This window comes from Pannonibacter carbonis (assembly GCF_003012935.1).
In the GTDB taxonomy this organism is placed as follows: Bacteria; Pseudomonadota; Alphaproteobacteria; order Rhizobiales; family Stappiaceae; genus Pannonibacter; species Pannonibacter carbonis.
Map to the genome: position 1 here is coordinate 195,870 of NZ_PUDR01000007.1, position 23,311 is coordinate 219,180.

Sequence of the window (23,311 nt, forward strand, 5' to 3'; positions counted from 1 at the left end):
CCCATGCGCTACATCCGTCCGACCTCGCTCACCTGGTGGGCGGGGTGCCTCGCCATGCTTACCGGCATTGCCTCTCTCACGCTCCCTGCAACCGGGCCGTTGGCCGAACTCTCCCGCCTCCTTGCACTGCTCGCAGGTTCGGGCGACGCCTCGCCTGCGGGGCTCGTGTTCCTAGGGATTAGCCTGATTGGCCTGCGTGACCGGATCGAGCGCGGGTTCAAAGGAGAGCGGTGATCAGACAGGCAGATCGTTCCATCTGGTCAAGCCTGCTTTTCGGCGTTTTCGGACCACCAGTGCCGCCACGATTGCGCCAAAAGCGAGACCGGCAGCAATCGAAATCATGACCGCGACCGGTATTGGCATGCTGTCCCGCGGCCATATCGCGAACCAGTTAAAAAGGCCCAAGCACGTGCCGTAGTACGAACCATAGACGAACATGTTGGCACCGAAGCTACGGTAAAGCGGCGGTCGCATTCGCAAGCCGAGCTTGCGCAATAAACGATCGATCGGGGGATTTGCTTCCCATGGTCGTATTCCATGAGCGATGGCGTCCTGATTGGCGAGTTCACACTGTTTCGCAAAATCAGCCCGCATTGAACAACCCCACAATTTTGATTCACGGATTCTGATCAAGTCATGAAGCTACTCACGTCAGGATTGCAAGCCCATCTCGACGAGGGCACGACGACGCTTGCCTGGGTGTGGCGGATCACCCGCACCGATGGCGTCACCTTCGGCTTCACCGACCACGACCAGACACTCAGCTTCGACGGGACCGAGTTCGAGCCGGACAGCGGACTGACGGCGTCCGAGGTCCGTTCAAGCTCCGACCTCGCCGTCGATGCGCAGGACGCGGAAGGCGTGCTGACCTCGGACCGGATCACCGAGACCGACATCCTCGACGGCCGCTGGGACAACGCGGCGGTCGAGGTCTGGCGCGTGAACTGGGCCGACACGTCCCAGCGCGTTCTCATGCGGCGCGGTGCCATCGGCCAGATCCGGCGCGGGCGGCTGGCCTTCGTCGCCGAGATCCGCTCGCTGGCCCATGTGCTTGGCCAGACCGTCGGGCGGACGTTTCAGGGGAGCTGTGACGCCGCGTTGGGCGACACACGCTGCGGCGTGAACGTCGAAGCTCCGCCCTTCAAGGGCACCGGCGCGGTGATCGACATGTTCCGGGACCGGGCCTTCACGGCATCCGGTCTCGGTACCTTCGCGGCGGGCTGGTTCACGTTCGGGCTTGTCGAGTGGACCAGCGGAGCAAATGCCGGGCGGCGGGTTGAGGTGCTGTCGCATGACTTCGTCGACGGGGTGGCGATCCTGACACAGCTGGAAGCGCCGGTGCGCCCGATCATGGCGACAGATACCTTCACCATCCGCGCCGGCTGCGACAAGCGGATCGGGACCTGCGGTGCCAAATTCGCCAATGTCGCCAACTTCCGTGGCTTCCCCCATATCCCCGGTCAGGACACGATCCTGCGCTATGCAGCCCCCGATGGAGGGCATGAGGGAAGCGTGCTGTGATCCCCGCCGATCCTGACCGCGTCATCACGGCAGCACGCGCCTGGCTTGGTACGCCCTATCACGATCAGGCAAGCCTCAAGGCCATCGGCTGTGACTGCCTCGGGCTAGCCCGCGGTGTCTGGCGGGACGTGGTCGGCACGGAGCCGTTCCTCATCCCGCCCTACAGCCGCGACTGGGGCGAGACCGGACCGCGAGAAGTGCTGGCCGAGGGCGCAGCCGCCGTGATGATCGCGATCCCTCCGGCCAACGCTCCCCCCGGCGCGCTGGTGCTGTTCCGAATGGAACGCCGCGCCATTGCCAAGCACGTCGGGATCCTGACCGGCCCTGCGACCTTCGTTCACGCCTGCGAACGGCTCGGCGTCATCGAGCAAGCCCTGACCCCGGCCTGGCATCGCCGCATTGCCTACGCCTTCCAGTTCCCCGCAATCTGAGGCCGTCCCATGGCTGCACTTGTCCTTGGAGCCGTTGGCACCGCCATTGGCGGCGCATTCGGAGGTACGCTTCTGGGCGTATCGGGAGCTGCGATCGGCGGGATTGTCGGCTCCACCATCGGCTCGGTTGCAGACAGCTGGATCCTGTCCTCGCTCGCCCCCTCCCAGCGGATCGAGGGCGCAAGGCTCGAGACCCTGCGCATCACCTCGGCAACAGAAGGCGCCGTCCTGCCGCGCCTTTACGGCCGCATGCGCATTGGCGGCAACATCATCTGGGCAACCGACTTTCGGGAGGAGACCCGAACCGCAACACAAGGCGGCGGCAAGGGCGGCGGCGGCAAGGTCCAGACCACCGAATACTTCTACTCGGCCTCCTTCGCTGTGGCCTTGTGCGAGGGACCGATCACAGGGATCGGCCGCATCTGGGCCGACGGCAAGCCGATGGACCTCTCCGGGGTCACCTGGCGCTGGTATCCGGGCAACGAGATCCAGACGGCCGACCCGTTCATTTCGGCGAAGATGGGCACGGCCAATACGCCCGCCTATCGTGGCACGGCCTATGTCGTCTTCGAGGAACTTGCGCTCGCGGCCTACGGAAACCGCCTGCCACAGCTCAGCTTCGAAGTGTTCCGCCCCTTGGCCGATCCCGACACCGCCGAGGGGCTGGTGAAGGCTGTGACCCTCATCCCGGCCTCGGGCGAGTTCACCTATGCCGTCCGCCCCGTGACCAAATCAGACGGAACCCGCACCCTTGCCGAAAACCTCAACGCTCTGCCTCAGACCACCGACATCCTCGTCGCCCTTGACCGGCTGCAAGCCATGGCCCCCGCAGTCGAAAGCATCAGTCTCGTTGTCGCCTGGATTGCCGACGATCTCAGAGCCGGCCATTGCCGCATCGAACCTGGCATCGAAGTCAGGGAAAAGAACACAGGCACGGCCGACTGGCAGGTCAGCGGCCTCACCCGGGCAGATGCCCGCCTCGTCAGCCAGGATGCCCAGGGGCGTCCGGTCTTCGGCGGTACGCCAGCGGATTTTGCGGTGATCGAGGCAATCCGCGAGATCAAGGCGCGCGGGCTGCGCGTGACCTTCTATCCCTTCCTGCTCATGGACATTCCCCCCGGAAACGCCCTGCCCGACCCCTACAGCGATCACGCAGCAAAGCAAGGGCAGCCGGTGTTTCCCTGGCGCGGCCGGATCACCGTCTCTCCCGCGCCAGGCTTTGCCGGCAGCCCGGACAAGACGAGCGCGGCCGCAACTGCCGTCGCCAATTTCTTCGGCGCAGCCTCTGCCTCCGACTATGAGGTCAGCGGCGACCTCGTTACATGGCGCGGTGCCCCGACCGATTTCGGCCTTCGCCGGATGGTCCTCCATTATGCCCATCTGTGCGTTGCAGCCGGCGGCGTCGATGCCTTCATCATCGGTACGGAGATGCAGGGCCTGACCCCTGTCCGGTCAGGTCCGGCCACCTATCCTGCCGTCGACGCCTTCCGGGATCTTGCCGCCGCCTGTCGCACCATTCTGGGCCCCTCGACCAAACTCGGCTATGCCGCAGACTGGCCCGAATATGCCGGGCACCGGCCACAGGACGGATCCGGCGACGTCTTTTTCCATCTCGATCCGCTCTGGGCCGATCCCAACATCGATTTCATCGGCATCGACAACTACATGCCGCTCTCCGACTGGCGCGACGGGTTCGAGCATGCCGATGCACGCGCAGGCTGGACCGCAATCCACGACCGCGCCTACCTCCAGGCCAACATTGCCGGCGGCGAGGGCTTCGACTGGTTCTACGCCTCGGCCACCGACCGGGCCGCGCAGATCCGCACCCCGATCTCCGATGGCAGCGCGGGCAAGCCTTGGGTCTTCCGCATCAAGGATCTCCGCGCCTGGTGGTCGAACCTCCATTTCAACCGGCCGGGCGGCGTGGAAAGCGCAACACCAACGCCATGGGTCCCGCAGTCAAAACCCATCTGGTTCACCGAATTGGGGTGCCCGGCCATCGACCGAGGCACCAACCAGCCCAATGTCTTCTTCGACCCAAAGTCCTCGGAAAGCTTCACGCCGCATTTCTCGCGGGGCTGGCGGGACGACGCCATTCAGCGCGCCTATCTCGAGGCGACCTGCCTGTGGTGGGGCGATCCGGCCAACAATCCGCCCTCCCCGCTCTACGGCGGCCGGATGGTTCACCTGCCCGAATGCGCGGCCTGGACCTGGGATGCGCGGCCCTATCCCTTCTTCCCCGAACTGACCGGCGTCTGGACGGACGGCCCGAACTGGCGGCTTGGCCACTGGCTGACCGGACGACTGGGCGCCGTTTCGCTCGCAGCCCTCGTGCGGCATCTCTGCCTGCGCGCCGGGATGCGCGAGGAACTGATCGACGTCTCGGGCCTCTGGGGCGCCATCGAGGGCTATGTCATCGGGGCGCTCGAAAGCCCCCGCGCCTCGATCTCCACCCTCGCCCGCCACTTCGGCTTCGACGCGGTCGAGACCGGCGGGCAGATCCGCTTTGTCATGCGCGGCCGCGCCCCGGTTGCGACGCTCGCCATCGATGATCTGGTCGCCCCTCGCGACGGGGAGCCGTTCGAGCTGACGCGGGGCCAGGAGAGCGAACTGCCCCAGGCCCTGAAGTGGCAGATCGCGCGCGCCGATGAGGACTACGACGCGGCCCTGGTGGAAGCCCGCCGCATCACCGTCGACACGACTCGCATCGCCTCCGAGAGTTTCCCCTTCGCCACAGCCCCGGAAGAGGCAGAGCGCCGCTGCCGCAGGGCTCTCATGGAAGCCTGGATCGGCCGCGAGACGGCCACCTTCACCTTGCCCCCGTCCCGGCTGGCGCTGGACCCGGCGGACGTGATCGAGCTGCGCCACGATGGCCGCAGGCTTGAGGTCCGGCTGACGTCAGCCGCCGACACGCAGGCACGGCGCTTTGAGGCGGTGCGACAGGACCGGAGCGTCCATGATCTGCCCCCGGGCGACACACGCCCGGCCTCCCTCAGCCGTCCGGTTGTCTTCGGCCCGACCACCTTTGCTTTCCTCGACCTGCCGCAGGTGCGTGAGGAGCTGCCTGCCCATCGGCCCTTGATCGCAGCTCATGCCAACCCCTGGCCGGGTGAGCTGGCGGTCTTTCGCAGTCCGGCGCTGGACGGGTTCGAACAAATTGTCCGCGTCAACCGCCGAGCCAGGGTCGGCAGCCTTGCTGCTGATCTCCACTCTGGCCCCACCTCACGCTTCGATACGGGCAATGTGCTGATCCTCGAGCTTCAGCACGGGGAGCTCCAAAGCGTCTCGGACCTCGCCCTCTTCGGCGGGGCCAATGTGCTGGCCATCGAGAGCGCTCTCGGTCAGTGGGAGATCGTCCAGGCTGGTTCGGCAGACCTCATTGCACCACGCCGCTACCGGCTGAGTCGGCTCCTGCGCGGTCAGCGCGGCACCGAGCATGCCATGGGCAACCCGACCCCGGCCGGTGCCCGTGTCGTTGTCCTCGATGACGCCCTTGTCTCTCTCCCGGTCAGCGAGGCCGATCTGGGCCGTCCCTGGAACTGGCGCGTCGGGCCGGCAGCAAGGGCTGTCAGCGACGAGAGTTATACGGGCCAGAGTTTTACGCCCGCCGGTCGCGGGCTCTTGCCCCTTGCCCCGGTCCATGTCGGGCAGCCCTGGCGAACAGCGCGCAGCCCCGGCGATCTGACGATCCGCTGGACACGCCGCTCCCGCGCGCTGGTGGCAGACAGCTGGGAGCAGGTCGAGGTGCCACTTGGGGAAGAGGTCGAGGGTTATGAGGTCCAGATCCTCGACGGAGCTACGGTCAAGCGGGCGCTGAGCAGCAGCACGACCTCCGTCCTCTATACCGCTGCCCAGCAGACTGCCGATTGGGGCGCACCGCTCGGGCCCGGCCAGACGCTGGCGATCCGCATCTTCCAGCTCTCGAACCGCCTCGGCCGCGGCACGTCTGCGGCTGTCACGCTGCAATTCTGATCCCAACCCACGGGAACCTCCATGTCCGACACCACGACCCATCTAGGCCTGCCCTACATCCACGCGGCGCAGGCGCAGAAACACGTCACCCACAACGAGGCTCTGCGCTTGCTCGACGGACTTGTGCAACTGTCCGCCCTCGATCGGACCCGAACTTCACCGCCCGCCAGTCCCGCCGATGGCGACCGGCATCTGGTGGCCTCGGGTGCAACCGGTCTCTGGGCAGGATGGGACCTGAACATCGCGTTCCGGGCCGACGGTGCCTGGATCCGCCTCCCCCCGCGCCCGGGCTGGCTGGTCTGGGTCGAGGCGGAGGGACTGCTCCTTGTCTGGACCGGTTTGGGATGGAGCAGCGCTCTCCCCACGACCTTGCAGAACCTGACGCGGCTCGGACTGGGGTCTACAGCCGATGCAGCAAACCCGTTCTCCGCGAGGCTCAATGCCGCGCTCTGGGCCGCCAAGACCATCGCTGAGGGCGGGACGGGCGATCTGTTCCTGAAGCTCAACAAGGAGACGGCCGGCGACGATCTGGGCCTCGTCCTGCAGACCGGCTTCGTGACCAAGGCGCTGATCGGGCTCTTCGGCTCCGATCGCTTCCGCCTCGCGGTCTCGGCCGATGGCAACACCTTCCTCGATGGACTGATCGTCGAGAACGCCACCGGCATAGTCGATCAGCCCCGCCTGCCCCGCTTCAAGGCCTGGACCAACTATGACAATTACGTCGGTGTCGGATCCTGGACGAAGATCGGCCTCAACAACACCGACTATAACGACCAGGGCGCCTTCGACGCCGCGACCAACCGGTTTGTGGCGCTGGTCTCCGGCACCTACCTCTTCGGCGCGACGCTGCTCTACAAGGTCAACGCCAGCACCTCGGCGCGCATGAGCGGGCGGCTCGTGCTGAACGGGACGACCGAAATCCGCGGCTCCCTCGGCGAAATCTCCGCCACCCACGTCTCGCTCGCCACCGCGCTCTGGCTGCAGACCATGGTGTCGCTGACTGCTGGCGACACCGTCGAGCTGCAGGGGTATTTCCGGGTCGCGGACGGGTATGTTGCCGCTGATCAGACGTGCTTCTGGGGCTGCAAGGTGGGGTGAGGAAGCAGAATTTCCCATCGATTACTTAATTAAGAGCTCTATTACATGTCGAAAAGACGACCAGAACCAGACTTTCATTAAAAATTAAATACTATGGCAAAAATTCTAAATAAATACCGCAAAATTCACTTGAAATAGCACTTTCGCCAAAAAGAAGAATCCCAATTCATAAAATGTGCGCTTCCAGGTCAAGACAGGTTAGTGACTGCGAAGACGACTGAAAATGAATGTGCTTCTGGAGGTAGCGCAAAGAGATCGAATCCACTCAACTCGCACAAATTTTAATCCATAAATTCTATAGACTTTAAGCATGAAAAGTCGATCCTGAAGGTACGGTTCACGGCCATCAGGAGTGTCGGCATGACATCGCAAGATACTGTTTTTACGAAAAATTTCGCAGCAGCCGGTTTGGCTGTGCTGCTCGCGACCACGATCGCCGGCTCGGCGATCGCGACCGAGACCCCGAAGGTCGGCGGCACGCTGACCTACCTGGAACAGCAGCCGCACACGGTGCTCTATCCGCCGGCCGGCGGCTTCTATCCCAACGGCGGCATCCTCAACCAGATCACCGACAAGCTCACCTACCAGAACCCGGAGACGCTTGCGATCGAGCCCTGGATCGCCGAGAGCTGGGAGATCAACGCCGATCACACCCAGTTCACCTTCAAGATCCGGCCGGGCGTGACCTTCTCCGACGGCACGCCGCTTGATGCCGCCGCTGTCGCCGCCAACTTCGATGCCTTCGGCAAGGGCAAGGGCGAGCGCAAGTTCCCGGTGTCCGAGGTGGTCAACAACTATGAACGGTCCGAAGTCATCGATCCGCTGACCGTGCGATTCCACTTCAAGAAGCCGAGCGCCGGCTTCCTGCAGGGCACCTCGGTCATCGGCTCCGGCCTCGTCTCCCTGTCGACCCTGAACCGGAACTTCGACGAGCTGGGCGATGCCACGCTGGTCATCGGGTCCGGGCCCTTCGTGGCCACCAAGCAGGTGACCGGCAAGGAGCTGACGCTCAAGGCCCGCACGGACTACAACTGGGCCCCCAAGCTCCTGGCGCATCAGGGGCGTCCCTATCTGGATGAAATCCGCTACGTCATCGTGCCGGAAGACGGCGTGCGCATCGGAGCGCTGCTGTCCGGTCAGGCCGATTTCGTCCGGCAGATCCAGGCCTATGACGAGCCGCAGGTGACCGCACGCGGCTATCAGATCTATGCCCCGTCAACGCGCGGCATCAACAACTCCGTTGTCTTCCGGCCCGACAACGCGCTGGTCGCCGACAAGGCGGTGCGCCAGGCCTTGCTGCATGCCACCGACACGCAGGAAATCGTCAAGACCCTGTTCTCGGACAGCTATCCCGTTGCAAAGTCGATCATTGCCTCGACCGCACTGGGCTTCAAGGACATCAGTGCGAAGCTGACGCACGACCCGAAGAAGGCAGCCGAGCTGCTGGATCAGGCCGGCTGGAAGCTGGATGCGGACGGACTGCGGCGCAAGGACGGCAAGCTGCTCGAGCTGACCGCCTACGAATCCCCGCCACAGCCGCAGAACAAGGCCACACTGCAGCTGATCTCGCAGCAGTGGGGCAAGGTGGGCGTGAAGTTCAACGTGCTGGCGGGTGACGCGGGCAGCCGCGTGCAAGACAGCCTCGACCCGCAGAAGACACCTGTTGCACCGGCCATGGTCGGCCGCGCCGATCCGGATGTGATCAAGAGCCAGTATCACTACGCCAACCGCAACGTGCTGCTGCAAACCGGCGGTGTCAGCACCAAGGTGGAGAGCTTCCGCGACGAGACGCTCAACGGCCTCCTGGAAGGCATTGCGGCCGAGGTCGACCCTGCAAAGCGCCTGAAGCTCGTGGAAGAAGTCCAGAACTACGTCATCGATCAGGCCTATGCGATCCCGATCTTCGAGGAGCCGCAGGCCTTTGGGGGCGCGCCCTACCTGAAGGGCATCCGGTTCGAGGCTGTGGGACGTCCCAGTTTCTACAGCGCCTGGCTCGACCGGTAAGCGCGGAGCCGCCGCGTTGCGGGACGCGGCGGCTCTGATCTCCCTCAGGATCAGCGGATCAGATCATGCACGCCCAACTCGTCAGTCGCATCGGCCAGTCCATCCTTGTTCTATGGGCGGCCTTCACCCTTTCCTTCGTTCTTTTGCAGGCGCTTCCAGGTGATGCCGTGCTCATCCGCTTCCTGGGCGGCGATCTCGGATTGTCCCCGGAACAGATTGCCGAACTGCGCGTTCTTTACGGCGCTGATGCACCGATCTGGGAACAGTACATCGTCAGCCTGTCCGGCTTCCTGACCGGCAACTTCGGCTACTCGGTCATTTCCGGGACGCCAGTCGCAACCGAGATCCTGACCAATCTTCCGCCCACGCTCTGGCTGGCCGGCCTGAGCCTTGCCGCAGCAGCTCTGCTGGCCATCACCATCGCGCTGACAGCGAACCTGACCGGGTTCGCTCCGCTGAAGGCCGCACTCGAAAACCTGCCCTCCCTGATGATCTCCGTGCCGGTGTTCTGGCTCGGGATTGTGATGATCCAGATGTTCTCGTTTCAGCTCGGCTGGGTTTCGGTGATCAATCCGGGACCATGGGAACAGCTGGCCTTGCCGGTCATAGCCATTGCAGTGCCGATTGCCGCGCCCCTGGCCCAGATCCTTCTGCGCAACATCGAGGCCGTCTCCCGCCAGCCTTTCGTTCAGGTTGCTCGCGCCAAGGGGGCAGCTCCTGCGCATGTCCTGGTGCGCCATATCCTGGGCAACGCGCTTCTCCCGAGCCTGACGATCGCCGGGTTGCTGTTTGGCGAACTGATTGCCGGTGCCGTGATCACTGAAACCGTCTTTGGCCTGAACGGAATTGGCCGTCTCGCTGAACGGTCCGTTCGGTTCCAGGACACGGCCGTGCTGCAGGCGATCGTCGTGATCTCGGCCTTCGCCTTCCTGCTGATCAACCTCGCCGTCGATCTTCTTTATCCGCTGGTCGACCCGCGCCTCAGACGCGATGACGTAAAGGGAGCAACAGCATGAGCACGGCGCCTGCGATACCCGTCAGACGTATTCCTGCGCTGTCCGGCAAGCGCCCGCCGGTGTCGGTGATCCTTACCACGATCATCCTTGGCACGGCTCTGGCCTGGTCTTTGGCACCGGATCTGTTCTCCAGCTACAGCGGAACGGTGGGTCTGCCGGGGAACCAGCTGAAGTCGCCCTCCGCGTTGCACTGGCTGGGAACAGACGAGCTGGGCCGCGACCTGCTTGCCCGGATCATTCATGGCGCGCGCTATTCCCTCTCGGGCGCATTCGTTGCGGTGGCGGTTGGCCTGATCGCAGGATCGGCGATCGGACTGGTCGCCGGCGCGGCGGGCGGGCGCACAGATACATGGCTGATGCGGCTGGTCGACGTCCTGCTGTCGGTGCCGACGCTGCTGCTGTCGCTGGCGATCATCATGATCCTGGGCTTTGGCCATGTGCAGGCCGCGTTGGCGGTGGGTGTCACCGCGATTGCCAGTTTTGCCCGGCTGATGCGCTCGGAAGTTCTGACACTGTGGCGAACGGACTATGTCGAGGCCGCATTCGGCAGCGGCGCCACCTTCCTCAAGGTGCTTGTGCGCCATGTCCTGCCGAATGCCCTGACCTCCGTGCTGGCGCTGGCCGCGCTGCAGTTTGGCGCCGCGATCCTGCAGATCTCCACGCTTGGCTTCCTCGGCTACGGCGCCCCGCCGCCGACCCCGGAGTGGGGGCTGCTGATCGCGGAAGGCCGGAACTACATGATGATTGCCTGGTGGCTCACCCTTTTCCCGGGTCTGGCCGTGATCCTCGTCGTCATGGCAGCCAACCACCTCGGACACACTCTCGAAAGGAGAAAGGCATGACCTACGCCGCCCCCTTGCGCGCGCCGGAGACGCTCGTCCCGGTCCTTCATCTTCCTCCCGTGGTGCTGGCCGTCGAGAACCTTTCGGTTGCCTATGGCACAACACGCGTGGTCGATCAGGTCAGTTTCACCATCCGCGCCGGCGAGGTCGTGGCACTGGTCGGGGAGTCCGGATCCGGAAAGACGACCACCGCGCAGGCGCTCATCGGGCTGCTCTCTGGCAACGGACGGGTCACGGATGGTGCGATCCGTTTCGATGGGGAAACCATCACCGCCTTTACCGAACGCCAGTTCCAGGCCCTGCGCGGCAAGCGGATCGCCCTGGTGCCGCAGGATCCGGGCAGTTCGCTCAATCCAGTGCGGACCATCGGTTCGCAGGTTGCCGAGGTGTTCCGTCTCCACACAGACCACAGCCCGGACCTCATCCGGCGCGAGGTCCTGTCCCTGTTCGAACGCGTCGGGCTATCGCAGCCCGAGCTTCGCTATGACCAGTATCCGCACGAGCTGTCCGGCGGCATGAAGCAGCGGGTGCTGATTGCCATGGCGATTGCGCTGCGACCGGATCTGATCATCGCCGATGAGCCGACCAGCGCCCTGGATGTGACCGTGCAACGCCGCATTCTCGACCTGATCGACGATCTTCGGCGGGAATACGGCACCGCCTTGCTTCTGGTCACGCATGATCTGGGTGTCGCCTCTGACAGAGCGGACCGGGTCGTCGTGCTGCAGAAGGGCCGCATCCAGGATTCCGGCCTCACCCGGGACGTTCTCAGCGCGCCGTCGTCGCCTTACACACGGCAGTTGCTGGCGGATGCGCCGTCGCTTGCCGCGGTGCCAAAGGCTCGTCCCGTGATCGCCTCCAATGCCCGGACCGTGATCGAGGTTCAGGGACTGGAGCAACAGTTCCGCACGAAAGACCGCGCAGCCTTTACCGCAATCCGCGATATCAGCTTCTCGGTTGCGGCCGGAACCACACACGCGCTGGTGGGCGAATCCGGATCCGGCAAGACAACGACCGCCCGGATCGTCTCCGGACTTTTGCGCCCAACCTTTGGATCGGCCCGGATTGATGGCGTCGAGGTCACGTCCCTTGCCGGCGAAGCGCTGCGCCAGTTCCGGCGCAAGATCCAACTTGTCTACCAGAACCCGTTCCAGTCGCTCGATCCACGCCAGACGGTTGGCCAGATCATCGAGGAACCTCTTCTGAACTTCAGCCCCGTGCCAGCACAGGAACGTAAGGCACGGGTCGTGGCACTGGCGGAGCGTGTGCATCTCGACAGCGCCCTGTTGTCGCGCCGTCCGGCCGCGTTGTCCGGCGGCCAGCGACAGCGGGTGGCGATTGCCCGAGCACTCATCCTCGAGCCGTCGATCCTCGTTCTCGACGAGGCGGTTTCGGCGCTGGATGTCACCGTTCAGGCTCGGATCCTTGAGCTTCTGGCCGAACTGCAGCGCGACCTGGGCCTGACCTATCTGTTCGTATCGCATGATCTCGCCGTGGTTCGCGCCATCGCAGACACGGTGTCGGTCTTCCAGGCCGGACAACAGGTGGAACAGGGAAAGGTCGAGGATGTGTTCTCGCATCCCTCGACCGCCTACACGCGCCAGCTGATCGCTGCCATCCCTGGCGCAACACTCACATCCCGCCCCAAACAGCCAAACGCTTGATCAGCCCCCGGAGGCACGTCATGTCATCATCCCGCACCAAGAACATCGCATTCTTCACCCGCCTGCTGGACGATGTGTCCGCCGGTGACCGTTATCGTCTGGCAACCGAGCAGATCCGCGAAGCAGAGCGGCTTGGCTTCTCAAGCGCCTGGGTGGCGCAGCATCACTTCGATCCGGACGAAGGCGGGCTGCCGGCCCCGCTCGTGTTCCTGACGCATGTGGCGGCCAAGACGACCCGGATCCGGCTCGGGACGGGCGTCATCACCTTGCCGCTGGAAGACCCCTTGCGCGTCGCGGAAGATACCGCCGTGCTCGACCTGCTGTCCGGCGGGCGCCTGGAAGTCGGTCTTGGCACCGGCGGAACCGCGCCGACGTTCACCGCCTTCGGCCGCGCAATCGAGGCCCGGGGGCAGGATTTTGCCGTTCATCTGGCAAAGCTGCGTCAGGCCTGGCGGGGAGAGGAGATTGCAGAGACACGCCGCCTCTATCCCGCAGCGCCGGCTCTGGACGGCCGCATCTGGCAAGCGACCTTCTCGGTCGAAGGCGGCCGCCGTGCCGGTCTTGCCGGTGACGGGCTGATGTTGTCGCGGACCCAGCCCCGGCCGGAAAATGATCCCTGGAAGACCCTGGATGCCATCCAGAATCCGATCATTGACGCGTATCTTGAGGCACTGCCTGCCGGTGTTGCGCCGCGGATCCTTGCCTCTCGCAGTGTCTTCATCGCCGACAAGCGCGAGGATGCACTTCACTTCGCAAAGATCGGCCTCAGCAAGGCCGTCGTGAAATTCGGCGGATTGGTGCGTGTGCGCGAGGGTGGCCAGCTTGAGGATCTGATTGCTGCATTCGATACGCACCTGGGAACGCCAGACGAGGTCTTCGCCTCCCTGTCACGTGACACCGCGTTGACGCGGGCCACCGACGTCGCAGTCCAGGTGCATTCCATCGACCCGCCGCATGACTACATCCTGCGGTCGATCGAGCTGTTTGCAACGCGCGTGGCCCCCGCCCTCGGCTGGACGCATCCGCAGACGCAGAAGCTGGCAGCACTTGCCGGTTTGCGCAGCATCTAGTGCTCAAATCCGGACAGACACAGGTCAACAGGAGACAGACGATGGCCTATGACACCAAGGACACAATCGACCAGCTTGCCGGGATTGCGGCAGGGTCGGCAATCGACCGGGCCCGGCGTGGCCGGGAGGCTGCAAGGCTCGGCGCAGAGGAGGCCTATCGCCTGCTTCTGCTTCCGGAAAACCCCGGTGACGTCAGCCTGACAGAACGGCATGCCATCGCCCTGTTTGTGGCTGGCCTGCACCAGGACGCGGGGATCATCACCCATTACAGGCATCTGCTCGACAAATCCGATCCAACCGATGGAGCCCTAGCACCTGCCGTGCTCAAGGCAGCACGTACCGGTTCGATCAACGGCCCCTATGGCCGCTACCCCGAAGGACCGTTGACACGCGAGGACAAGGCAGGGCCAGCGCATGAGGTCGAACGGGACGTTGCGGTGCTGCTGGGCGAACGACTGACGTCCGCGTTCAACCATGCCCATCTTCTCGTCTTGCGTCCGCGCGAATCCAGCGCAGCTGCGCTGCAGAAACTCCTCGATGCGGGCTGGACCCAGACCGGGATCGTAGTGCTGTCGCAGCTGGTTGCGTTCCTGTCTTTCCAGATCCGGGCCATCGCCGGGCTGCGCGCCCTCAACGCCGCTCACCAGACCGCGTCGGTCGCGGTCCCTGCCGAGTAATGTGAAGGAACCATCTCATGCCGCGAGAAACCACGATTGCTTACAAGGACGACGCCGCACCGGTTGCCTTTACTCGCGCCGAACTGGACTGGCGTCCCTGGCTTGCTCCTCTGGCCGAGAAGGACCTGACGGAGCGCCACTGGAAGGGACTGGTTGACAAGAGCCGGTCGAAATCCGGGTATTTCATGCTGCTGGCGCGCGACCCCGACATCCTCGGCGCAAGGACGCGCACGGACAAGGACATCTTCTACAATCCGGACGGGGGCCTGCCCCGCGCTGAGCGTGAACTGGCGGCAACGGCCGTATCGCGCACCAACGGCTGCATCTTCTGCGCCTCGGTGCATGCACGCTTCGCCGTGACACACTCCAAGCGGCATGCCGATGTGGATCGCCTGCTTGATGACGGCGTGACCGCGCCGCAGGACGCACGCTGGAGCGCCGTGGTCAGCGCTGCGGCTTCCCTGACCCAGACCCCATCGGGCTTTACGCGCCAATCGGCCGAGGCGTTGATTGCTGCAGGTTTTCAGGATGACGAGATCGTCGACCTGATCTACGCCAGCGCCTTCTTCAACTGGGCGAACCGGTTGATGCTGTCGCTTGGCGAGCCGCAGGCAACGTAACGCGGGACTGGCCCGAGCGGGCCGAACCCGGCCTGGGGATATGTTCAACCACCTCCCCAGGCCAGCCAAATGCCGAGAAGGGCCGCCGGTGCAGCAGCAAGCGTGACCGGCGCGCCTGCTTTAACGAAATCGACAAAACGGTAGTTGCCAAGACCATAGGCCAGCGTGTTGTTGTGATGGCCGATGGGCGTCAAGAAGTCGAGGGATGCCCCCACCGCAACGGCCATCAGCAAAGCTCCCGGTTCGACGCCGAGCCGCTGCGCAAGCTCAATTGCAATCGGAGACAGAACCACAGCTGTCGAGACATTGTTGACGAGCGGGGTGATGAACACCGCGATCGCCAACATGACGCCAGCCGCAGCAAAGGAGTTGCCGGGCGTGATCCCTGCGGCCAAAGAGTCTGCGATCATCCGGGCTGTTCCGGTTGCCTCGAGCGCCGCGCCCAGCGGCAGCATCGCGACGATGACGAGGATAATCGGCCAGTTGAGATCCCTGAGCGCCGCCCTCAGATCCAGGTGCCCCGTGAGGATCAGGGCCACAACGACCAGGCCCAGCGCGGCCTCTGGCGGCAACAGGCCAAGGGCCATAAGGACCAGGCCAGCAGCAAAAACAGCAAATGGCACAACCGAGACCGGACCGGCGGGTTCGGGAAGTGCGGAAACCGCGAGCAGCCCATTGTCCTCAATCCATCGCAGCAGCGAAGCCTGAGGCCCGCGCAGGAGCAGGACATCGCCCACGATCAGTTGCACGTCGCGGATGCCGCCTTCCTGCCGCCGCCCCTGTGTGGTTACCGCCAGCACCTCGATGTCCGTCTCTTCCAGATCCGCGATTGCTGCGATCCGCGACCCAACCACGACGCTGTGCGGCATTACGGCCGCCCGCGCGAGGCTGGTGGATGAGCCCTGCTGACCCGATGCGCGGCGGATATCCCCCCTTGCGATGGCTGCGGCCACGCGCGCGGCAGCTGCTTCGACAAACACCACGTCGGTTTCGGCTAGGGCCGTATCCTGTCGGAGGGGAAACAGGAAACGGCCATCCCGGCGGACAGAGATGACACGGCCGTCGATCAGCTCCTCGAGCAACGCACAGGACGCCGCTGAAGGCCGAACGTGCAGCTCGCACACCTCGACAAGTCCTGCACCATCGGCGTCCGCAGCAGTCTCAGAGCGCAGCGGAAACAACCGCGGAGCCCACAGGATGAGGACGATACAGCCGGCCAATGTCGCCAGCAGGCCGCTCGGGAGGAAATCGAGCAGGGCAAACGCCTGACCGGTCGCCTCTTCCCTGGCCATGCTGACAATGAGGTTGGCCGGAGTGCCGATCAGTGTGCAAAGGCCACCGAGCAGGGTGGCGAACGAAAGCGGCATCAGCAGTCCGCGCAAGTCGAGACCAAGAGTGCGGGACAGGGAGAAGACGACGGGCAGCATCAGGGCGAGTGCACCGATGTTGTTCATGACCGACGACAGGCCCGCGCCGAGTACGCAGACCAAGGCCAGGAGCGCCGTTGGCGTAACGGCAACATGCGCGAGACGACGGGCAACGGCATCCATGACATTGCTGCCATTTAATGCGTGGACAATCAGCAGGACGCAGACAACGGTCACGACTGCGGGATGAGACAGGCCGGAAAACACTGATGTCAGCGGAACGAGACCAACGAGACAACCGATGGCAAGGCCTGCCAGCGCGACGGTCTCGATCCGAAGCCTGTCCATGAGAAGCGTGCCAAGAATGGCAGCAAAGAGCACCAGCAGAAGGATCTGTTCTCCGGTCAAAAACCACTCCCTTCCCGCCCGGTCAATACACCGCCAGTTGACTGGATATGCTGTCGCGGCACAAGCGCGGCGCCTTCCGGCAACGGCAAGTCGTGACCTTACAGATGCGCCCGGATGCGGGAAAGAGCCTGTTGGAGGGCCTCCTGCGCTGGTGACGATGGTGCGAGAACTGCCTCAGTTTGGCTGTCGATCCCGGCGATCTGAAGCATGTGGCGCGTCACGATGGCGACTTCCAGTTGCGAAAGACCTGCATCCGCATTGGGCAACAGAATGATGCCGGGCCAGCGATGGCGGCGCAGAACCGGGTACCAGAGCAGAAAATTACGCGGCGATGCTTGCCGTGACACCGCACCGCCATCACAGGCAGCGTGCAAGGCCCGCTCCAGCGGATCGAGAGACTTTGTCACCGGCGCGCGAGACGCAGTCGTGATCCGCAGCAGCAGGCGCGTCAACCGGGAAGGGCCGGAGAAGGTGCCGGTTGTATCAGGAAAACCCGTCATCTCACCCCTTCCCCGGATCCATCCCAGTTGTCATTGCTTTTAGCGGCCTGGCATCTGGCGTGTCAGGCAACTGCCGGATACTGAGGCGCCTGCGCGATGGCTGCGGCCGGCGTCCCGTCCGACCCCGGGGACGGAGCCGGGAACAGCTTGTAGCGGCGCGGCCGGAACGAAAGCCCGCTTTTGCCAGCAGCCGGGTGGTCGATCGGCACATCGACTTCCACCCGATGCCCCGCGCCACCCAAGGCGAGTTCCAGACGGCGGGTTCCGGCCAGACGCCGGCTGCCGGTTACCGTGCCGGCAAGGCAACCGCCGCAGCCATCCGTGATCTCGATCTGGTGTGGCCGGAAGAACAGGGTGGCCGGGCCGGCCCCCTCGGCGGTGAGGCCCGTGGGACGGTCGTCCAGCCAGACCTGGCCGCCGTCAATGCGGACCGGCAGTTCCGAGGATTCGCCGATGAACCGGTGCACGAAGGGGACGGCCGGATGATCGTAGACCTCGTCAGGCGTGCCGACCTGCTCGATCCGCCCCTGGCTCATGACCACGACACGGTCGGCCAGTTCGAGCGCTTCTTCCTGGTCATGGGTGACGAAGACGGTGGTGTGACCCGTGCGGTCGTGAATCTCGCGCAGCCAGCGGCGCAGGTCCTTGCGGACCTGGGCATCCAGCGCACCAAAGGGCTCGTCGAGCAGGAGAACCTTCGGCTCGATCGCCATGGCGCGGGCGAGCGCGACGCGCTGACGCTGGCCACCGGAAAGCTGGGCCGGATAGCGCCGCTCGAGGCCGGACAGCTGCACGAGGTCCAGCAGCTCACGTGCCCGACGCTCGATCTCGGCCTTTGGTGGCCGGGTGGCGCGAGGCCGGACGCTGAGGCCGAAGCCGATGTTCTCAGCGACAGTCATATGACGGAACAACGCATAGTGCTGGAACACGAAGCCAACCTGGCGATCCTGGACCGAGCGGCGCGAGGCATCATCCTTGCCGAAGAAGACCTGCCCTTGGGAGGGGGTCTCGAGGCCAGCGATGAGGCGCAGCAGCGTCGTCTTGCCGGACCCGGAGGGCCCGAGCAGGGCGATCAACTCACCGGAGCGGATGTCGAGCGACACGTCATGCAGGGCGGGGGTGGTGCCGAAGTCCTTGCGGATGTTGCGGATCGAGAGTTCCATGGCAGCGCTCCGTCAGTGGCCCCGCGCTGCGGACAACTGTCCGGCGTAGCGCAGCTCGATTGCGGTTTTCAGGATGAGGGTGACGAGGGCGAGGCCCGCCAGAAGCGAGGCGACGGCAAAGGCGCCTGCGAAATTGTATTCGTTGTAGAGGATCTCGATGTGCAGCGGCATCGTGTTGGTCAGACCGCGGATGTGGCCGGAGACAACCGATACGGCACCAAACTCTCCCATCGCCCGTGCATTGCACAGCAGCACGCCATAGAGCAGGCCCCAGCGGATGTTGGGCAGGGTGACACGCCAGAATGTCTGCCAGCCGTTAGCCCCAAGGCTGAGCGCAGCCTCCTCATCGGCCGTTCCCTGTTCCTGCATCAGCGGGATCAGCTCGCGGGCGACAAAGGGGAAGGTGACGAAGATCGTTGCCAGGACAATACCAGGCACCGCGAACAGGATTTCAATGCCATGCGCCTTCAACCAGGGACCGAGCACGCTGCCGGCACCGAAGAGGAGCACATAGACGAGGCCCGAGATCACGGGCGAAACCGAGAAGGGCAGATCGATCAGGGTGATCAGGAAGGCCTTGCCGCGAAACTCGAACTTGGCGATAGCCCACGCAGCGGCAATACCGAACACGACATTCAGCGGCACCGCAATTGCCGCGACAAGCAGGGTCAACCGGATCGCAGCAAGGGCATCCGGCTCCTGCAGAGCCGTGACCAAAGTGCCGAGGCCATTGCGAAGCGCCTCATTGAACACAGCAACCAGAGGCAACAACAGGAACACGACGAGGAACCCGAGTGCCAGCCCTATCAGAGCAAGCCGCGTCAACGGACTTTCGCTGGTGGCTGTCGAACGGGTCAGACTTGTGACATCAACCATGGCCATACCTCTTGCGGCTCCACGCCTGGATCAGGTTGATCAGCAGAAGCATGGCAAAGGAGATGATGAGCATCAGCGCTCCGATGGCCGTTGCGCCGGCGTAATTGTATTCCTCAAGACGGATGACGATCAGGAGCGGGGCAATCTCGGTGACATAGGGGATGTTGCCCGCAATGAAGATCACCGAACCATACTCGCCAACGCCGCGCGCCAGTGCCAAGGCAAAGCCGGTCAACGCCGCCGGCAACAGGGCGGGAAGCAACACACGGAACACGGTGATCCGGCGGTTCGCACCAAGCGTTGCGGCCGCTTCCTCGATCTCGCGGTCAAGGTCCTCCATCACCGGCTGCACCGTCCGCACGACAAAGGGAAGGCCGATGAAGACCAAGGCCACGACGATGCCGGGATAGGCGTAGGCAATCTTGATGCCGTAGCCAGCCAGGAAGCCACCGAGTGGGCCGTTGGGGGCATAGATTGCGGTCAATGCAATGCCAGCCACGGCGGTCGGCAGTGCGAAAGGCAAATCAACGATTGCATCGATCACGCGGCGCCCGGGGAACCGGTAGCGGACAAGCACCCAGGCCACGATAAGCCCGAAGACCAGATTGATCAGCGCCGCCACAAGGGCCGCACCAAAGCTGACGCGCAGCGCAGACGTTGTCCGAGGATCCGTCGCAATGCGCAGGAACTCCTCCGCACCCAACCCAGCCGAACGCCAGGCCAGACCCGCAAGGGGGACAAGGATAATCAGGGTGAGATACGCAACCGTGTAGCCGAGTGTCAGCCCGAACCCAGGGATGACACTCGGCTGACGGAAGCGCCAACCGGAGGAAACGGTGGCGGTCATGGGCTGTTACTGTCCCGGCTTGTAGATCTGGTCGAAGACGCCACCGTCGGAGAAGTGGGTCTTCTGCGCGTTGGCCCAGCTGCCGAACACATCCTCAAGCTTAACCAGACGGGCGGCCGGGAACCGCGCCACATCGGCGGGATCGGCCAGCTCCGGCTTCGACGGACGGTAGAAATGCTTTGCAGCCAGCTTCTGCCCGACGTCGCTGTAGAGATACTCGAGGTAGGCCTCAGCTGCCTTGCGGGTGCCCTTGGCATCGACATTTCCGTCAACCAGCGCGACCGGCGGTTCGGCCAGGATGCTGAGGCTCGGTACCACGATGTCGAACTGGTCTTCACCCAACTCCTTCAGCGACAGATAGGCCTCGTTTTCCCAGGCGAGCAGGACATCGCCGATACCGCGCTGGGCAAAGGTCGTGGTCGAGCCGCGCGCACCGGTGTCCAGAACCGGAACGTTCTTGAACAGCTGGCCGACGAATTCCTTGGCCTTGGCTTCGTCCTTGCCGAACGTCTCCAGGGCGTAGATCCATGCAGCCAGGTAGTTCCAGCGTGCACCACCCGAGGTCTTCGGATTCGGCGTGATCACCTGGACGTCGGAGCGCACAAGATCATTCCAGTCCTTGACGCCCTTCGGATTGCCCTTGCGCACCAGGAACACGATCGTCGACGTGTATGGCGAGCTGGCGAACGGCAGACGCGACTGCCAGTTTTCGGGCAGCTTGCCCGTTTCCTTTGCGATGATGTCGATGTCGACGGCAAGTGCCAGCGTGACCACATCGGCACTAAGGCCGTCGATGACGGCACGCGCCTGCTTTCCGGATCCGCCGTGCGATGTCTGGACCGTGACGTTGTCGCCAGACTTTTCCTTCCAGTAGGCGGCAAACGCGGAATTGTATTCCTTATAGAGTTCGCGGGTCGGGTCATAGCTGACGTTAACCAGCGTCACATCCGCCGCAGCGGCAGGTAAAGCCAGCCCAAGAGCCAGAGCTAGCGCGGCGACGGTCTTCAAACCTCGAATGCGTGTCATGGGAAGCCTCCCTGTTTCCAACAACACTAATCTCTATCGACTTAGTCGAATTTAAAAACAAACGTGAGCCAGAAAAGTCCCCCAAGTGGAGAAATTTTATCCAAACAGCGACGCGTTTCTGGATTCAGACTGCCCGGAGCCAGCCAGACAGTCGGCAATTGTTGTCCCATCGAGGATCCGGCGGTTCGCTTCGGCGACACGCGCGAAGACGCGCCGGATCTCGCAGGCGGCCTCGTCGGCGCAGCCGTCGCAACGGCGATACGCGCTGCGGCTGAGGCAGGGCAGCGGGGCAAGGGGCCCCTCGATGATCCGCAGGATCTCTCCAAAGGTGATGAGGTCGGGCGATTTGCGCAGCATGTAACCACCGGTCTTGCCGCGCCGGCTGACGACGATGCCCTGATGCTTCAGATCGAGAAGGATCTGCTCGAGAAACTTCTTCGGAATGCCCTGACTTTCGGCGATTTCGGCGGTCATCAGCACGTCATCCGGCCGCACGCGGGCCAGGGCCAGAACCGCCTTCAGGGCATACTGCGCTTTCAATGAGATCACGAAACACCTGCCGAACCACCAGCTGCAGCCCCTTACGCCGAAGCCTTGTCAGTATCATAAGGATGAAGGACCAAGAGGGAAACAGGAACGGTTTTCTCTCGCCGCGCCGCTAAATAGTGTTCTGATCGCATTTCACCCTTTGGCGGCACATGGCCGTTCGCTTGACAGAAAACGGCCTCGCATCGAGTATATCTATTAATTCGATATACAAATGGTGTTTGCCATGGATCTGGACCTCATCGACCGCAAGATCATAGCCGCTTTGCAGGCGGACGCGACCCTGTCGATCGCCCAGATCGCTGACCGCGTCGGCCTGTCGCAGACGCCCTGCTGGAAGCGGATCCAGAAACTTGAGCAGGCGGGCGTCATTCTAGGCCGGGTGGCGCTCGTCGCGCCGGAACAGGTTGGCTTCGGCCTGACCGTGTTTGTCGAGATCGAGGCATCCGACCACAGCCCGGACTGGCGCAGGGACTTTGCTTCCAGCGTCGGCGCAATGCCCGAGGTGATGGACATCCACCGCATGGCCGGCGATGTGGACTATCTGCTCCGTGTCGCGGTCGCGGATATGGCTGCCTACGACCGCTTCTACAAGAAGCTGACCGACACGGTGCCGCTCAAGAATGTCACCTCGCATTTCGCGATGGAGCGGATCAAGGCAACGACGGCCTATCCGATAGACACTCTCCATCGATGAGCGCGGACAGCAGGTTCCTTCTCTTTCTGCCACCACCTTTGGAATTCAAACAGTCGAGCAAATTTGTAGACTGAAGACATCAAAGGCAATGACGGGAGTTCCTCATGTCGGTGACATTGATCATTCCGGGCCTTGGCGGATCCTGCGAGAAGCACTGGCAAAGCTGGTGGCTGAAGACGGACCCCGAGGCTGTGTGGGTTGTTCAGGACGACTGGAGCGCCGAGGATCCGCTGCAGTGGGACCTGACGATCGCGCGGCATCTCTACGAGAATCCAGGCGCAAACATCGTTGCCCATAGCCTTGGCGCAACCGCTGTAGCGCGTGTGGCTTCGCGCTGGCCGTCGCTGGAAATCGGTAGCGCCCTTCTGGTTGCGCCGGCAGACACGGAGCACGGAACAGGGGCCCGCCGGCTCGCTCATTTCGGCGCCATTCCGAGAGATCGCTTCGACTTCCGCGCTGCCGTTGTTGCCAGCCGCAATGACCCCTGGATGACCTTTGCCCGCGCTGGCCGACTTGCCGATGACTGGGGCGCCAGCCTCATCGATCTCGGACAGGCAGGCCACATCAATGTCGAAGCCGGATTTGGCCCATGGCCAGAGGGCAAGACGCTGTTGCGTGACCTGTCGCTCATCCCGCGGCGCCGGCTGCCGCAGACACGCGACGACCGCCAGGATCCCTTGACGCCCATTGAAGGAGCACAGCGACATGTCCGCGCGAACCATTGAGCTGAACAGGGCAACCCTGACCACCTCTCTTGGCTGGGCCGCATTCTGGCTGGCCTATGCCGTCGTGATTGGCATCATTTTCTCCCCCCAGCCGATTGCTCTTCTCACGGCTGGCGGTAACCAACTGCCTGCTTCAACCCCGGCATCAGGAGGGAAAAAGGCTGGATCGTTCTGACGTTCGACAACGGCAAACAAGGCTTTTTTCGCCACACTGGACGCTCAGACCGGCTGAAAACTGCCG

General features: G+C 63.7%; 23 protein-coding genes. 15 read left to right on the forward strand and 8 right to left on the reverse strand.

All coding sequences use genetic code 11. The features are described 5' to 3' along the window. Positions 1-3: 3 nt before the first annotated feature. Positions 4-234, forward strand: a complete 231-nt coding sequence (locus C8348_RS11820) for a hypothetical protein (RefSeq protein ID WP_106753544.1) — start codon at positions 4-6, stop codon at positions 232-234. Here the strand turns inward: C8348_RS11820 and C8348_RS21960 are convergent, their stop codons facing one another. After that, complete coding sequence (locus C8348_RS21960) at positions 235-594, reverse strand: DUF6404 family protein (RefSeq protein WP_157950430.1); 360 nt, start codon at positions 592-594, stop codon at positions 235-237. A 42-nt stretch (positions 595-636) separates the two neighbouring features. Here C8348_RS21960 and C8348_RS11825 point away from each other — a divergent pair, with 42 nt between their 5' ends. The 11 genes from C8348_RS11825 (at position 637) to C8348_RS11875 (ending at position 14,915) form a co-directional block, all read left to right on the forward strand. Beyond that, entirely contained in the window at positions 637-1,521 is an 885-nt protein-coding gene (locus C8348_RS11825) for a DUF2163 domain-containing protein (RefSeq protein WP_106753545.1), read from the forward strand. Beyond that, positions 1,521-1,952 carry an NlpC/P60 family protein gene (locus C8348_RS11830; RefSeq protein ID WP_208983722.1) on the forward strand — a complete coding sequence of 144 codons (432 nt, stop codon included), beginning with the start codon at positions 1,521-1,523 and terminating at the stop codon, positions 1,950-1,952. The genes C8348_RS11825 and C8348_RS11830 overlap by 1 nt, the downstream gene beginning before the upstream one ends. A gap of 9 nt (positions 1,953-1,961) precedes the next feature. Further along, positions 1,962-5,924: a baseplate multidomain protein megatron gene (locus C8348_RS11835; protein WP_106753547.1), complete on the forward strand. Its 3,963-nt coding sequence runs from the start codon at positions 1,962-1,964 to the stop codon at positions 5,922-5,924. Positions 5,925-5,945: 21 nt separating this feature from the next. Next, positions 5,946-7,022 (forward strand): DUF2793 domain-containing protein, encoded by a 1,077-nt coding sequence (locus C8348_RS11840; RefSeq protein ID WP_106753548.1) that lies wholly within the window; start codon positions 5,946-5,948, stop codon positions 7,020-7,022. A 360-nt stretch (positions 7,023-7,382) separates the two neighbouring features. After that, the gene (locus C8348_RS11845) at positions 7,383-9,026 is read left to right on the forward strand and encodes a TIGR04028 family ABC transporter substrate-binding protein (RefSeq protein WP_106753549.1); all 1,644 of its coding nucleotides are present in this window, start codon (positions 7,383-7,385) and stop codon (positions 9,024-9,026) included. Between the two features lie 65 nt (positions 9,027-9,091). Further along, on the forward strand, positions 9,092-10,042 hold the full coding sequence (locus C8348_RS11850) for an ABC transporter permease (RefSeq protein ID WP_106753550.1): 951 nt from the start codon (positions 9,092-9,094) through the stop codon (positions 10,040-10,042). Next, on the forward strand, positions 10,039-10,884 hold the full coding sequence (locus C8348_RS11855; RefSeq protein ID WP_106753551.1) for an ABC transporter permease: 846 nt from the start codon (positions 10,039-10,041) through the stop codon (positions 10,882-10,884). The genes C8348_RS11850 and C8348_RS11855 overlap by 4 nt, the downstream gene beginning before the upstream one ends. Then, on the forward strand, positions 10,881-12,548 hold the full coding sequence (locus C8348_RS11860; RefSeq protein ID WP_106753552.1) for a dipeptide ABC transporter ATP-binding protein: 1,668 nt from the start codon (positions 10,881-10,883) through the stop codon (positions 12,546-12,548). Before C8348_RS11855 ends, C8348_RS11860 begins: the two co-directional genes overlap by 4 nt. Before the next feature lie 20 nt (positions 12,549-12,568). Further along, the gene (locus C8348_RS11865) at positions 12,569-13,618 is read left to right on the forward strand and encodes a putative FMN-dependent luciferase-like monooxygenase (RefSeq protein ID WP_106753553.1); all 1,050 of its coding nucleotides are present in this window, start codon (positions 12,569-12,571) and stop codon (positions 13,616-13,618) included. Between the two features lie 41 nt (positions 13,619-13,659). Further along, positions 13,660-14,295 (forward strand): CMD domain protein, encoded by a 636-nt coding sequence (locus C8348_RS11870; RefSeq protein ID WP_106753554.1) that lies wholly within the window; start codon positions 13,660-13,662, stop codon positions 14,293-14,295. A gap of 17 nt (positions 14,296-14,312) precedes the next feature. Next, on the forward strand, positions 14,313-14,915 hold the full coding sequence (locus tag C8348_RS11875; protein ID WP_106753555.1) for an alkylhydroperoxidase domain protein: 603 nt from the start codon (positions 14,313-14,315) through the stop codon (positions 14,913-14,915). Positions 14,916-14,959: 44 nt separating this feature from the next. Here C8348_RS11875 and C8348_RS11880 read toward each other — a convergent pair whose 3' ends face one another. From C8348_RS11880 to C8348_RS11910, 7 genes are all read right to left on the reverse strand, one after another. Continuing rightward, on the reverse strand, positions 14,960-16,690 hold the full coding sequence (locus tag C8348_RS11880; protein WP_106753556.1) for an SLC13 family permease: 1,731 nt from the start codon (positions 16,688-16,690) through the stop codon (positions 14,960-14,962). Positions 16,691-16,788: 98 nt separating this feature from the next. Then, positions 16,789-17,190: a hypothetical protein gene (locus C8348_RS11885; RefSeq protein WP_106753557.1), complete on the reverse strand. Its 402-nt coding sequence runs from the start codon at positions 17,188-17,190 to the stop codon at positions 16,789-16,791. Positions 17,191-17,252: 62 nt separating this feature from the next. Beyond that, positions 17,253-18,353 (reverse strand): sulfate/molybdate ABC transporter ATP-binding protein, encoded by a 1,101-nt coding sequence (locus C8348_RS11890; protein ID WP_106753558.1) that lies wholly within the window; start codon positions 18,351-18,353, stop codon positions 17,253-17,255. 12 nt (positions 18,354-18,365) lie between these two features. Further along, complete coding sequence (gene cysW, locus C8348_RS11895) at positions 18,366-19,235, reverse strand: sulfate ABC transporter permease subunit CysW (protein ID WP_106753559.1); 870 nt, start codon at positions 19,233-19,235, stop codon at positions 18,366-18,368. Then, entirely contained in the window at positions 19,222-20,076 is an 855-nt protein-coding gene (gene cysT / locus C8348_RS11900) for a sulfate ABC transporter permease subunit CysT (RefSeq protein ID WP_106753560.1), read from the reverse strand. Before cysT ends, cysW begins: the two co-directional genes overlap by 14 nt. A gap of 6 nt (positions 20,077-20,082) precedes the next feature. Beyond that, positions 20,083-21,102, reverse strand: a complete 1,020-nt coding sequence (locus tag C8348_RS11905; RefSeq protein WP_106753561.1) for a sulfate ABC transporter substrate-binding protein — start codon at positions 21,100-21,102, stop codon at positions 20,083-20,085. Positions 21,103-21,198: 96 nt separating this feature from the next. Further along, positions 21,199-21,651, reverse strand: a complete 453-nt coding sequence (locus C8348_RS11910; RefSeq protein WP_106753562.1) for an RrF2 family transcriptional regulator — start codon at positions 21,649-21,651, stop codon at positions 21,199-21,201. A gap of 223 nt (positions 21,652-21,874) precedes the next feature. Here C8348_RS11910 and C8348_RS11915 point away from each other — a divergent pair, with 223 nt between their 5' ends. From C8348_RS11915 to C8348_RS11925, 3 genes are all read left to right on the forward strand, one after another. Then, positions 21,875-22,345: an Lrp/AsnC family transcriptional regulator gene (locus C8348_RS11915; protein WP_106753617.1), complete on the forward strand. Its 471-nt coding sequence runs from the start codon at positions 21,875-21,877 to the stop codon at positions 22,343-22,345. A 104-nt stretch (positions 22,346-22,449) separates the two neighbouring features. Further along, a complete protein-coding gene (locus tag C8348_RS11920; protein WP_106753563.1) occupies positions 22,450-23,070 on the forward strand; it encodes an RBBP9/YdeN family alpha/beta hydrolase in 621 nt (206 codons plus the stop codon). After that, entirely contained in the window at positions 23,051-23,245 is a 195-nt protein-coding gene (locus C8348_RS11925) for a hypothetical protein (RefSeq protein WP_106753564.1), read from the forward strand. Before C8348_RS11920 ends, C8348_RS11925 begins: the two co-directional genes overlap by 20 nt. The last annotated feature ends 66 nt before the right edge of the window (positions 23,246-23,311 follow it).